Source organism: Sphingomonas sp. MA1305 (assembly GCF_016107325.1).
In the GTDB taxonomy this organism is placed as follows: Bacteria; Pseudomonadota; Alphaproteobacteria; order Sphingomonadales; family Sphingomonadaceae; genus Sphingomonas.
The window spans coordinates 254,196-267,165 of record NZ_RCVT01000003.1 but is presented as its reverse complement, the minus strand read 5'-3'; the positions used below and the strand labels follow the sequence as shown (position 1 = coordinate 267,165).

The 12,970-nt window shown below is 67.0% G+C and carries 13 protein-coding genes; 1 reads left to right on the top strand and 12 read right to left on the bottom strand.

The window, feature by feature from the left end; genetic code table 11:
• Positions 1-5: 5 nt before the first annotated feature.
• A complete protein-coding gene (locus D9601_RS14195; protein WP_198354694.1) occupies positions 6-353 on the bottom strand; it encodes a hypothetical protein in 348 nt (115 codons plus the stop codon).
• 327 nt (positions 354-680) lie between these two features.
• Here D9601_RS14195 and D9601_RS14190 point away from each other — a divergent pair, with 327 nt between their 5' ends.
• On the top strand, positions 681-2,228 hold the full coding sequence (locus tag D9601_RS14190) for a cation:proton antiporter (RefSeq protein WP_198354693.1): 1,548 nt from the start codon (positions 681-683) through the stop codon (positions 2,226-2,228).
• A 4-nt stretch (positions 2,229-2,232) separates the two neighbouring features.
• Here the strand turns inward: D9601_RS14190 and D9601_RS14185 are convergent, their stop codons facing one another.
• The 11 genes from D9601_RS14185 to gntA all read right to left on the bottom strand — a co-directional run bounded on the left by D9601_RS14185 (position 2,233) and on the right by gntA (position 12,814).
• Positions 2,233-2,745 carry a hypothetical protein gene (locus tag D9601_RS14185; protein ID WP_198354692.1) on the bottom strand — a complete coding sequence of 171 codons (513 nt, stop codon included), beginning with the start codon at positions 2,743-2,745 and terminating at the stop codon, positions 2,233-2,235.
• 112 nt (positions 2,746-2,857) lie between these two features.
• Positions 2,858-3,427: a hypothetical protein gene (locus D9601_RS14180; protein WP_198354691.1), complete on the bottom strand. Its 570-nt coding sequence runs from the start codon at positions 3,425-3,427 to the stop codon at positions 2,858-2,860.
• A 60-nt stretch (positions 3,428-3,487) separates the two neighbouring features.
• Positions 3,488-4,936, bottom strand: coding sequence for a PAS domain-containing protein (locus tag D9601_RS14175; protein WP_332838007.1), 1,449 nt, complete (start codon positions 4,934-4,936; stop codon positions 3,488-3,490).
• A gap of 89 nt (positions 4,937-5,025) precedes the next feature.
• On the bottom strand, positions 5,026-5,190 hold the full coding sequence (locus tag D9601_RS14170; protein WP_198354690.1) for a hypothetical protein: 165 nt from the start codon (positions 5,188-5,190) through the stop codon (positions 5,026-5,028).
• Between the two features lie 13 nt (positions 5,191-5,203).
• Positions 5,204-6,850, bottom strand: coding sequence for a histidine kinase famiy protein (locus D9601_RS14165; protein ID WP_198354689.1), 1,647 nt, complete (start codon positions 6,848-6,850; stop codon positions 5,204-5,206).
• A gap of 219 nt (positions 6,851-7,069) precedes the next feature.
• Positions 7,070-7,711 carry a methyl-accepting chemotaxis protein gene (locus D9601_RS20070; RefSeq protein WP_269769685.1) on the bottom strand — a complete coding sequence of 214 codons (642 nt, stop codon included), beginning with the start codon at positions 7,709-7,711 and terminating at the stop codon, positions 7,070-7,072.
• A 5-nt stretch (positions 7,712-7,716) separates the two neighbouring features.
• On the bottom strand, positions 7,717-8,103 hold the full coding sequence (locus D9601_RS14155; protein ID WP_198354687.1) for a hypothetical protein: 387 nt from the start codon (positions 8,101-8,103) through the stop codon (positions 7,717-7,719).
• 164 nt (positions 8,104-8,267) lie between these two features.
• A complete protein-coding gene (gene katG, locus D9601_RS14150) occupies positions 8,268-10,541 on the bottom strand; it encodes a catalase/peroxidase HPI (RefSeq protein ID WP_232474221.1) in 2,274 nt (757 codons plus the stop codon).
• 168 nt (positions 10,542-10,709) lie between these two features.
• The gene (locus D9601_RS14145) at positions 10,710-11,453 is read right to left on the bottom strand and encodes a VIT1/CCC1 transporter family protein (RefSeq protein ID WP_198354685.1); all 744 of its coding nucleotides are present in this window, start codon (positions 11,451-11,453) and stop codon (positions 10,710-10,712) included.
• A gap of 42 nt (positions 11,454-11,495) precedes the next feature.
• Entirely contained in the window at positions 11,496-12,110 is a 615-nt protein-coding gene (locus D9601_RS14140) for a DUF1989 domain-containing protein (RefSeq protein ID WP_198354684.1), read from the bottom strand.
• 5 nt (positions 12,111-12,115) lie between these two features.
• Positions 12,116-12,814: a guanitoxin biosynthesis heme-dependent pre-guanitoxin N-hydroxylase GntA gene (gntA, locus tag D9601_RS14135; RefSeq protein ID WP_198354683.1), complete on the bottom strand. Its 699-nt coding sequence runs from the start codon at positions 12,812-12,814 to the stop codon at positions 12,116-12,118.
• Between the last annotated feature and the right edge of the window lie 156 nt (positions 12,815-12,970).

Genomic DNA, 12,970 nt, shown 5'->3' with positions numbered 1-12,970 from the left:
GAGAGTCAGAGCGCGGCGGGAATCTCGGTAAGGATGCCGCAGCCGGCGGCGGCGCGGGCGACCTCGACCGCCACCTTCGGATCCTTGACCTGTCCTGCGACACGGACGAAATCGCTCGCGGTCAGACGGCCCGGCGTGGTGTCGCCCTCGCGGGCGGCGCGGGCGGCGCGTCCGAGTTGCTGCAGCTGACCGATCGACAGATTCGCCTCCAGCCGGTCGCCGACGCACTGCGATTGCGCGGGCTGGAAGCCATAGCCCTCCAGCGACGACGCGATCCGTGCAGACGGATTGACGCAGCCCGACACGGCACAGGCCGCCAGCAGCGGCGCAACGAGATATCTAGCCCTCATCATGGTCTTTCCCCTGAATGTCGAGGATCAACCGTAACGACGATCATTGTATCCTAGTATCGATGCACTACGGCGTCTGGTATATCAGCAATGATCAGCCTTGTCGTCACGCGCGAAGAGACAAATCCGACATGTATATAGCAATCACATTGACCTAACAGAGTGTGTCTTACGCTGACGCCGATCGACATCGACGAGCGGCATGATTGTGTCGCAGTATCACTGTCCTTTATCGACGCGGCTCGAGGAAGCGTTCGTAAAACCAGTAAAATGAACGAAATCGTTTCTGCCGCGTCTTTCATGCCGAAGCGGGAGAGGACGTGGTGGCGATTGCAGACGCTTGAACTGGTCCTGCTGCTGGTGGCGGCATCGCTTGCCCTGACCCTGCTCGCCAATCGCCTGCAACTGCCCTCGGCGGTGCTGCTCGTGCTGGGCGGCATGGTCCTCGCCTTCCTGCCCGGCCTGCCGACCGTCGAATTGGAGCCGACCTTCGCGCTGGCGCTGTTCCTGCCGCCGCTGCTGCAGGCGAGCGCCTTGCGCACCGACTGGAACGCCTTTCGCGAGAACATCCTGTTCATCGGTCTGCTCGCCTTCGGCGCGGTGCTGTTCACCGCCGGGGTCGTGGCGGTGGCGGCGCGGCAGCTGCTGCCCGAATTGAGCTGGGCGGCGGCCATCACTCTGGGTGCGATCGTCGCCCCGCCCGATGCGGTCGCCGCCGCTTCGGTGCTCAAGCGCTTCCGCCTGCCCAAACGGATCCTCGCGGTGCTGGAGGGCGAGAGCCTGATCAACGACGCTTCGGCGCTGGTCCTGTATCGGGTCGGCGTCGCCGCGACGATCGCCGGCACCGTTCCCGCCAAGGGCCTGTTCGGCGCGATCGTCGTCCCGGCGCTTTCCGGCGTGGCGATCGGTGCGGCGTTCGGGATCGTGACCAACTGGCTGATGCGCCATCTGAACGACCGGTTCCTCGAAATCGTCACTTCCTTCCTCGCCGCCTTCCTGAGCTATCTCGCGGCGGAGCAGATCGACGGGTCGGGCGTGCTGGCGGCGGTGGTCTGCGGCGGCCTGATCGGGCGGGCCCAGCTCAAGCTTTCCGCGCAGACCCGTCTGGAAACCAACAGCGCCTGGGAATTGGTCGAATTCACCCTGTCCAGCCTCGTCTTCCTGCTGGTCGGTTTGCAACTGCGCGGCATCCTGTCGCGGATCGCGCATTATCAGCCGGGCGAGCTGCTGATGCTCGGCGCGATCGTCTCGCTGGTGCTGATCGTGTCGCGCTTCCTCTGGGTGTTCGCCACCTTCTACCCCGCCTCGGCAATCATGGCGGTGATCCGCGGCGGATCGTTCACCCCGCCGCCCAGCTATCCGACGATCATCTCCTGGTCGGGGATGCGCGGCGTCGTCAGCCTGGCGGCGGCGCTGGCGCTGCCGCTGTCCTTTCCGGGCCGCGACCTGATCATCTTCCTCGCCTTCTACACGATCTTCACCACGCTGGTGGTGCAGGGCACGACGCTGAAGCTGCTGATCCGCTGGGTCAACATCGACGATCCGCAGATCCACGAGGTCACGCCCGCAACCCAGACCGCCCGCGAGATCGTCGCGGCGGCGATCGCCGGCGTGGGGCCGAGCCAGCCCGACGCCGCACGCCATCCGGTGCAGGCGATGCAGCATCAGGAGGATCGCGCCAGGCAGCGGGGCACCCGCCCGTCCGCGATCCCGCTCGCCACGACGCTGCAGGACAAGCTCGCGCGTATCCAGGCGGCGCGCGAGGATCTGCGCAGCCGCCGCGACGCGATCGACGGCGAGACGCTGATGACGCTGACCGAAGAGTTGGACCTCGAAGAGCGGCAGATCCTGCTCGCGCTGGGCAAGACCTCCGAATAGCGGGTCAGCCGTCCGCCTTGCGCAGACGACCGTCCGAATCCTGCAGCATCCAGAAGCGCGACCACGACCGCACACGCGGCAGGATCAGCCAGGTCAGCGCGCTGGTCAGCAGGATCGACGACACGATCTGCTGCACCACGCGGGGCAACGACGGTAGCGCCCAGCCGACCAGCCCGCTGACCGCGAGCAGCGTCGGCACCACCCCGACCCAGGTGACGATCGCCGTCTTCCACTTCTTCGCCGCCGCTTCGCTCGGCAGGCTGAAGCCGACCTCCGCGCCCGTCTTGCTCTGCGCGAGGCCGACGGAGAAGGAGTCGGCTTCGGCGGCAAGCCTGCCAAAGGCGTCGCTGCCGCGCCAATCGTCGAGCGCCTGCCGATCGTCGAATTGCAGCACGCTGTGATGCAGGCCGCCGGCCTGATCGAGGCGGATGGCGGACCGGAAGCCATGGGCAGCGGTCGCATCGCGGATCAGCCGCTCGATCCAGGGGTCGTATTGCGCTTCGTGGCCCGGCCGCATGACCCGGCTGATGGTGAGGGTTGCGGTGCTGGCGTTCATCCCTGCTCGACCCGCGACCGGCAATCGGGTTCCGTGACCGGTCGATCGGACGCTGGCTCCGTGGCCAGTGCGATCAATCCTGATCCGCCCGCCATCGCGCCAGCGCCTCGCGATAGGCGACCTCCTGGTCGTGACGCCCTGACTCCAGCGCCGCTCGTTCCCGCTCGCGGTCGGCGTCGAGCGCGCGCCGCTCCCGGACCAGCGCCGCCTCGCGCGCGGCGATGTCCCGCCGCGCCGCCTCGAAGCGCGCGTCGGCGTCGGCGATCGCCTGCTCCGCCGCGTCGAGGTCGGCGCGACTCGGACGCGGCTTGGGTTTCGGCTTGTGCTTCGGTTTCGGCTGGGCCTTCGCTTTCGCTGGCGCCCCCTCCTCGCCGACCTTCTTGGCGGCGGCTGGGCGGCGCGGCGTGTCCGGCAGGGCGGCGAGATGGTCGTCGACCGAACCGCGCAGCTTGCGGATCACCACCCCCGGCTGAGCGAGCGGCTCGCGGATCAGGTCGGGATCGGTGACCTGTTCCGCCGCGCCACGTGCGAACAGGTCGACGTCGGCCCCCCAGGCCGCCAGCGCGGCCTTGCGGCTGGTCGCCGCGACATAGGCGTCGTGGAAGCCGATCGGCGTACGAAAGACCTTCAGCGCCCGCGCCATACCCTCACAACGCCGGCGAGCCGCGAAGGTCCCGATCGCCGCAATGCGTGCGGCCCTGCGCTAGATCGTGGTCTCGATCTCGAACAACACGCCGGTCGCGGGGTAGCGGATCACGGCGCCGCCGCGGACATGCCGGTGTAGCATCCGTTCGATCATCCGCGTGCCGAAACCGGTGCGCGTCGGCGGCGTCACCGGCGGACCACCCTGCTCCTGCCAGCGGAAGCACAGGCGCCGTTCGCCGTCGGCCGTCTCGATCGCCCAGGCGATGCTCACCTTGCCGTCCGGCACCGAGAGCGCGCCATATTTGACCGCATTGGTGGCGAGCTCGTGCAGCGCCATGCTCAGCGCCAGCGTGATCTCGGGCGACAGCCGCACCGATGGCCCCGCGATCGCAAAGCGACTGCCGTCGCGGGCCATGAACGGCAGCAGCGCGCGCCGCACGATGTCGTCGATCGCCGCCCCCTCGACCTCGTCCTGGATCAGCAGTTCCTGCGCCGCGCCGAGGCTGGCGATCCGCCCCGACACGCTGGCCGCCGCATCCGCCAGCGAGGTCGCGTCGCGCAACGTCTGGCTGACCACGGCATTGACCGTCGCGAGCGAATTCTTGACGCGGTGGGTCAGTTCGCGGGCAAGCACGGCCCGATGCTCCTCGGCGAACTTGCGCTGCGAGATGTCGGTGGAGAAGCCGGTCATCGACAGCGGCGACCCGTCGGCGCGATATTGCATCTCGCCCTGAATCGCGACCCAGCGCTGCTCCCCGTCGGGGGTGAGGATGCGATATTCGAGCTGATAGAATTCGCCCGTGTCGAGCGACCGGCGCAACGCCGCCTGCATCCGCGGCAGATCGTCGGGATGGATGGCGTCGAGCAAGGCGTCATAGGTGAAATCCTCGCCCGGCGGGCGGCCGAAGATACGCTTGCAGCCGGCCGAGGCGTGGAGCGTGAGATCGGGCAGGTCCACCGACCACATGCCGAGCGAGCCGGCCCGCAGCGCCAGTTGCAGCCGCGCATTGTTGGTGGCGAGATCGGCGTCGCGCTGGGCGATCTCCGCCGCCAGCGCCTCGCGGTCGCGCTCGAGCTGAGTGACGCGATGCCGTTCGACCGTCACGTCGATCTGCGAGGCGACGAAATAGCGTAGCGCGCCGTCATCGCAGAACACCGGCGCCACCATCAGCCGGTTCCAGAACGGCGTGCCGTCGCGGCGGTGGTTGAGCAGGTCGAGCTGGATCGGCTCGCGTTGCGCGATCGCCGCACGCAGCCGGGCAACATCGTCGGGATCGGTCAGCGGCCCCTGCATGAAACGGCAGTTGCGCCCTAGGATCTCGCTCGCCGGGAAGCCGGTCAGCCGTTCGAACGCGGCGTTGACGTAGATCAGCGGGCAGTCCGGCAGCGTCGGATCGCTGACCACCATCGCCACCGGCGTCATGTTGAACCCGACCTGCATCGGATCGCATGCGTCCAGGCCGCGCGCATAGCCGTCGATCGCCGCCTGAACCTCCGGCGACGGCACGAACGAACGGACGGGAGGGAAATCTACAGCAGCAGGGTCCAAAGCAGGAACACGCTAATTGATCTGGATCACAAATTCAAACCGGTGGATCACGGCCGCCCGGTCGTCTTGATCTCGGCGTGCCGCGCGGCCCGGTCGGCCATCGCCGTCCACACCGCCTCCGACCGGCGCAACCGCGCCTCGACATTGGGCAGCGTCGCGGCGTCCGCCTGTGCGGCGCAGCTCGCCGCCTGATCGCGATAATAGCTTTCCATGGTCCCCTCGTCGTTAGGCGCCGTGCGTGCCGACGCCGGTCGGGCCGTCGATCACCAGCCGGACCTTGGTCGCCAGCTCGGTGCGCTTGTACGGCTTCTGGATCAGTTCGAATTCCGCCCCGCGCGCGTCGACCCGCTCGATCGAGGATTCGGCGTAACCGGTGGTGAGCAGCACATTCATGTTCGGCCGCCGGCGCTTCACCTCGCGTGCCAGCATCACGCCGTTCATGCCGCCCGGCATGATCAGGTCGCTGAACAGCAGGTCGATCTTGCCCGCGCCGTCAAGCAGCTCCAGCGCCTCGCTGGCATTTTCGGCCCGCAACACGGTGTAGCCGAATTCGGTCAGCACGGTTTCGGCATAATCGCCGACGTCGACCTGATCCTCGACCACCAGCACCGTCTCGTTGCCGCGCTTGTCGGCGGCCAGCGGACGCGACGGCTGCGATCCCTGCGGCTCGACCGCGGCATTGTCGCAGGGAAAGAGCATCCGCACCGTGGTGCCATGCCCCTCTTCCGAATAGATGCGCAGGGCGCCGCCGGATTGCTTCATGAAGCCATAGACCATCGACAGGCCGAGGCCCGTGCCCTTGCCCTGGTCCTTCGTCGTGAAGAAGGGCTCGGTCACCCGCGCCAGCACTTCCGGCGACATGCCGGTGCCCTCGTCGGAGATGGTCACCATGACGTAGCTGCCGGGTTCCAGCTCGCCGAACCCCTTGTCGCCGCCCTCGACCGAGCGATTGCTCACCTCGATCGTCACCTTGCCACCGTCGGGCATCGCGTCGCGCGCGTTGATCAGGATGTTGATGATGGCCAGTTCGGCCTGGGTTGGATCTATCCGCGCATTGCAGGTCGTTTCCTGATGGACGATGCGCACCGCGACGCGGCCACCCGCCGTGCGCTCGATCAGCGGGCGCAGATCGTCGACCATGTCGACGAGGTTGACGATCCGGCCCTGCAGCTTCTGCTTGCGCGAAAAGGCGAGCAGCTGCTGGGTCAGCGTCGCGCCGCGTTCCGACGCCTGCAGGATGGCGCGCATCGACTTGGCGCCCTTCTGCCGGTCAAACTCGCTGCCGCTACGTTCCATGTTGTTGAGGACGACGTCGGCGAACCCCTGGATGACGGTGAGCAGGTTGTTGAAGTCGTGCGCGATGCCGCCGGTCAGCTGGCCGACCGCCTCCATCTTCTGCGCCTGGCGCAGCCCCTCTTCCGCGTCACGCCGCCGTGTCACGTCCAGCTGCGAGCCGAAATAATAGATCAGCTTGCCGTTGCTGTCGAAGACCGGCGACATGAACAGCGCGTTCCAGAAGGCGGCGCCGTTCTTCTTGTAATTGAGGATCTCCACCGCGGTTTCGCGGCGCTGCGCGATCGAGCGGCGCAATTCGCTGATCGTGTCCGGATCGGTATCCCGACCCTGCAACAGCCGGCAGTTGCGGCCGATCAGTTCGTCCCAGCCATAGCCGGTCATGTTCATGAAAGCGGGATTGGCGAAGACGATCGGATTGTCGGGCAAGTTGGGATCGGTGACGATCATCGGCATGCGCGTCGTCTTCACCGCCGCGAAGAAGATGCTGTTGCTGTCGTCCGACATGTCGTGATTCGCCGCCCCGGACAGATGAGGCGGCGGCCCCCCTCGGGGGGTTTCGGGTGTTGCGTCGGCCAAATGGGATCCAGGCGCTAGAGAAAGGCATGCCCCGAAGCGCCGGCCGTTAGGCCGATAACGTCGATCATTGATGGAAGTTCCGGAAGACCGGGACCGATCGCCGTGGCAGATCGGATCAGCGCCGTGCGCGTTGCGATCGCGGGGTATCTCGCCTTGTCCGGCACGGCGTCGGCCAAGTCAACCAATCGTGCGATAATGTCGCGCAACCGCCACCCGGCGTCATATCAGGCTGAGCGAGTCCTCATTCGCCCTGGCCAGCTCGACCAGCACTGCCGATGTTTGGCGGGACAGGTTGCGCACCTCCTCGGCGATCACCGCAAAGCCCCTGCCCGCCTCTCCCAATCTGGCGGCCTCGATGCTTGCATTGAAGGCGAGGATGCGCGTCTCGGTCGCGATCTTACCCACGGAGGCGAGCATCGCGCCCGACTGCCGGATCAGCGTGTCACGCCGCTCGCCGATCCGCTGCATCGTCCGTTGGTCCGTGACGTCGAGGAAGGTGAGCACCGCACCGCCCGACGCTAGCGGATCGAAGGTGATCTCGAACACCTTGCCGTCGTCGAAATGATGGTCCAGCCGCTGCGCCGCCCCCTCGGCCGCCCAGGCGCGATGGTTGGCGAGCACGCGCATGATCCGTTCCGGAGGCCAACCGACCGCGCGACCGACGCAGGCGATATATTCGGGCAGCGTCGATCCAGCCGCGATCGCGTCGTCGGCGAAGCCGAATATGCCACTGACGTGCGGATTGATCAGCAGGATGGTCTCGTCGCCGTCATAGACGACGACACCCTGGCGGATATGCGCCATGACCGCCGCAAGCTGTGCCGCCGCGTCCATCGCCGCGGTGCCATAGTGTCCGATCATGGCCGTCATCGGTCGGCCCAGCGTTGCTGCATCCACGCCCTAGCCTCATCGATCGACAGGAAGGTGCGGCAATTGTCGCCGATGAGATACCGTTCGGTCTGCAGCTTCGCGAGGCTGGACGATGCCACCGCTGCGACCGGGGCGGACGTGACCTTCATCGCCTTGGGCATGAACAGGGTCAGCAGGTCGACGACCGGGCCGGTGTGCACCGTAGACTGGCGCAGGTCGGCGAGGGTGCAGAATGCGCCATGGCGCAGCCGCAGCGCGGTCCCGCGCGCCAACACCTCGGCAGTGAACTTGCTGACCACCGGGATCGTCCAGAAGCCGCGTGCCGTGATGGTCAGCAGGGCCGCCGGCTCGTCGAACGCAATGTCATAGAACTCGCGAGACACTTTGCCACCTCGTACACGACAACCCGATCGCCGGCAGCGGCCGGCGCCGTCGACGACCGGCCAGCTCCGCCTGGGATGCCGTCACACCGATGGTCCCGAAGCGATTAATAAAACCGCTTCGGGCCCTGTACTGAACCGTACTGACCCCGATCGGCCTGCGGCGATCACTGATGCACGTCGTAGCGATCGAGCATCATCACCTTGTCCCACACTTTGACGAAGTCGCGAACGAAGCGGGCCTGACCGTCCGCCGCGGCATAAACTTCCGCGACCGCACGCAATTGCGAGTTGGCGCCGAAGATAAGGTCGCAGCGGCTTGCCTCGAACCGGGTTTCGCCACCGTCGCGGGCGATCAGATGGAAGGTCATGCCGCCCTCGTCCGCCTTCTTCCAATCGTAATCCATGCTGGTCAGCACGGTGAAGAAATCGTTGGTCAATGTGCCGACCCGGTCGGTGAACTGCCCGCGGCGCGAGCCGTCCCAGTTCAGGCCTAACGCCCGAAGACCGCCGGTCAGCACGACCCATTCGGGTGCCGACAGCGACAGCAAATCGGCGCGGTCGAGGAACATTTGCTCGGGCGACAGATGGGCGACGTTGACCTCGTCGAAGGCGGGATCGACATAGTTGCGGAAGCCGTCGACCACCGGCCGCAGCCACTCGAAGCTGTCGGCGTCGGTCAGCGCATCGGTCGTGTCCATGCGGCCCGGCACGAACGGCACCGTGACGCTGTTCCCGGCATCCGATGCCGCCTTCTCCACCGCGGCGCAGCCGGCCAGCACGATCAGATCGGCGAGCGACACCGCCTTGCCGCCGCCGGCGCGATCGGCGAAGTCCGCGGCAATCGCCTTCAGGCTGTCGACCACCGGCCGGGTGCGCGCGTTGATCGCCCAATCCTTCTGTGGCGCCAGCGCGATGCGTGCACCGTTGGCGCCGCCGCGCTTGTCGCTGTGGCGGAAGGTCGAGGCGGCGGAGAAGGCGGTATAGGCCAGGTCCGACACCGAATGGCCGGCCGCCCAAATCGCCTGCTTCAGCGCCGCGATGTCGGCATCGCCGATCAGCGGATGGTTCACCGGCGGGATCGGGTCCTGCCACAGCAGGTCGTCCTCGATCGTCCGTTCCTCGCCCAGGTAGCGCTCCTTCGGACCCATGTCGCGGTGCGTCAGCTTGTACCAGGCCTTGGAGAATTGCTCGGTAAAATAGTCGAAATCATGCAGGAACCGCTCACAGATCGGGCGATAGACCGGGTCGACCTTCAATGCGATGTCGCTGGTCATCATCATCAGCGGATGCGTCTTGCCCGCGATATGCGCGTCGGGCGTGTGCGGCGCGTCCTTGTCGACCGGCGTCCACTGCAGCGCGCCGGCAGGGCTGCGCGTCTGCTCCCATTCGAACCTGAACAGGTTTTCCAGATAGCTGTTGTCCCAGGTCGTCGGATCCGGCGTCCAACTGCCCTCGATGCCGTTGGTCATGGTGAATTCGCCGGCGCCGGTGCCCTCCGGATTGTGCCAGCCGAGGCCCATCTGCTCGATCGGCGCCATCTCCGGCGGCGCGCCGATGCGGTCGGCCTTGACCATCCCGTGGCTCTTGCCGAACGCATGGCCGCCGGCGATCAGCGCGACCGTTTCCTCGTCGTTCATCGCCATGCGGGTGAAGGCGACGCGGATGTCGCGCGCCGATGCCATCGGGTCGCCGCTGGCATAGGGTCCTTCCGGATTGACGTAGATCAGTGCCTGGTGCGTCGCGGCGAGTGGCTGTTCCAAGTCATAGTCGGCGTCGCCGTTCCGCCCGCGCCAGCGCTTGTCGCGGTTCACCATCTCATCGAACGACTTCACCGTCGTCATGTCGACATGTTCGGGCCCCCAATAGGTCGCGTCGTCCGCTTCCCAGGCGTCGTGGCGGCCGCCGGCGAAGCCGTAGGTCGGGAAGCCCATGATCTCCAGCGCACAATTGCCGGTCAGCACCATCAGGTCTGCCCAGGACAGGGCAGCGCCATATTTCTGCTTGATCGGCCAGATCAGCCGGCGCGACTTGTCGGTGTTGCCATTGTCCCACCAGCTGTCGATCGGGGCAAAGCGCTGCATCGCCTCGCCGGCGCCGCCGCGGCCGTCGGCGATGCGATAGGTGCCGGCGGAATGCCACGCCATGCGGATCATCTGCGGCCCGTAATTGCCATAGTCGGACGGCCACCAGGCCACCGAGCTGGTCAGGAACGCCTTGATCTCCGCCTTCAGCGCTTGGAGGTCGATCGCCTCGAACGCTGCCTTATAGTCAAAGTCCTCACCCAGCGGATTGGCGCGCGGACCGTTGCGGTGGAGCTGCTCGACCCGCAGCCGGTTCGGGTACCAGTCCTGCAACGTCGGCTTGCTGGTCTGCGCCCCGCCGATGCGGTCGCCGCCGAACGGGCACTTACCGGCGAGGACATTCTTGTAATCATTCATCGAGGCACGCTCCGGCATCGCTCATGGCGCGGAACAGGCGCGCAGCCGGACGATGCGGACGACCCGGCATGCGACAGGCGAACCTGATCCACATCAAGCCAGAACGTGGCGGGGGGCGCTGCGTTTCCTAAAATTTGCTTTAGATTAGTTTGGGTGCGGAAGCGGCGATCAGACGCTCGCGCCGAGCAGCCGTCCGATCATGGCGGTCACGCCCATGGCGATCGCGCCCCATAACGTGACGCGGACCACTGCTGGCAGCAGCCGCGCCCCGCCGACCCGCGCCCCGATCGCGCCGAGGATGGCCAGCGCCAGCAGCGCACCGAGCGAAACCGTCAACGCGACGGCCGAGCGCGGCGCGGTGATCGCCACCACCAGTGGCACGATCGCACCGGCGGTGAAGGCGGCGGCGGAGGACAGTGCCGCCTGGATCGGTCGCGCGGCAAGATCGTCGCTCAGACCCAGTTCGTCGCGGGCGTGGGCGCCGAGCGCGTCGTGCGCCATCATCTGTTCGGCAACCTGCCGCGCCAAGGCGGGCGCGACGCCGCGGGTCTCGTAGATCGCGGCGAGTTCCGCCGTCTCCTGTTCCGGCGCACGCAGCAATTCGCGATGCTCGCGCGCCAGATCCGCCTGTTCGGTGTCGGATTGGGAACTGACCGAGACATATTCGCCCGCCGCCATCGACAGGGCGCCGCCGACCGTCGCGGCACCCGCCGCGAGCAGCACCGCGCCGTGCGTCGCATTGGGCGCGGCGGCGACGCCGACGAGCAGGCTGGAGACGGAGATGATCCCGTCATTGGCGCCGAGCACCGCGGCGCGCAGCCAGCCCGTACGGTGGATCAGGTGATGCTCGCCCGGCCCGGCCGCCGCCGCGCCGGCCTCGCTGCTCAGGATGGTCGTCGCGTCGCTGCTCATGCCGATCTCCGTCGCCACCGAACCGCCGCGCACCCGATAGGTTCAATCGGCCGGCGGCGCGTCGTCGATGCGATAGTGGATCGGCTTGAACGACCCGCCGTTGGAGGCGGGCGCGGAACAGGCGGTCAGGCCGACGATCAGGTCCATCCGCGCCACGAAGCGGATGTGATCGCCCGCCCGGCTGATCGGCGGCAGCACCGACAGCGTGCCCGTCGCGCCGTCGATCGGCACGTTCATGAAGCAGTTGAACGCGACGGGGATCTGGTCCGGCACCACTCCGAACGGCGCCAGCGCCGCGGCCAGATTGCCGAAACAGCCGCGGTGGCGCGGCAGCTCAGGATAGAAATGGTCGAAGGTCGCATAGGAACACGGCGTCAGCAGGAAGTCGTGCATCCCGACCGTGTCGGCGACGATGTCGAGCATCACGTTCGACCGGTTCGAATAGAGCGAGTGGCCGGTGGTCAACCGGATCGTCTCGGCATAGTCCAGCGTGCGCCCCGACGAGATCACCTCGCCGAGATCGTCGGCGTTGAAAGCGAGCAGATCGGCGACCTGGCAGCCGCGCGGGTCGATCACGGTCAGCGACTGTCCCTTGCCCAGCCGGAAACCCGCGCCGCTCCGTTCCGCTATCTCGACCACCGCCGGCTCATCGGCCATGCGACTCATCGCCCCGAATACCGAAACGGGCATTGCCAGCCGCTGTCCACCGCCCGGCCGCTGTACTGGCGCGCCTCGCTCGCCTCGCCATGCCGGGACAGCATCGGATTGCGCGAGCCGGCGAGCATCTCGTCGCGCACCATGATCTTCTCGCGCATCGTTTCGTACCGCCCCTGCGCGCGCAGCGTCTCGAACTGGTCGTGCAGGTTGAAGATCATCGCCGGCCGGGCGAAACGCCGCGCCGGCCGGCTGGCACGCGGATGCAGGCCGACGACGAAGAACGCCTCGCCACCGAACGACAGCGAGAAATGCGGGCTGTCGGGATCGGCGCTGACCCGCTCGTCCCAGGTCTGTCCCAGCCACACGTCCTTGTCGGACAGCGACTGGATGCGTTGCCAGATCGCCCGCTCGAACGCCTCCTCGCTCAATTCGTCGGGGCCGGCGAAGACGACGGCAAGGCTGCGGAACAGCGTCGGCTCCGCGCGATAGCGTGCCGCGAAGCAGCGCAGCCGATCGTGGATGCGCAGATCGTCCCACGCGCTTTCGATGTCGCGCGCGCCGAGCACGTCGAGCGTGCCCTTGGCCAACGCCGCCTTGGCGCCGACGCAGGGGAAACCATGATCGGCGATATGGGCGGACAACAGGCGGCCCGCATCCGCCTCGCTGGGGTCGCTCCAGCTGAATAGAGGTTTGGATGACAGCATGACGAGCGAACGAGCCGCGCAGTATGGGCGTTCCTGCGTTTCCAGCCGAAGTTGATCCGCATCAACCTGATTTTGCCGGGTAAGTTAAAAACATAGGAGTCCCTTTCCCGGATCGGGACGTTGGGCGCGACGGATCGACGCGACCCTCCACCTGCG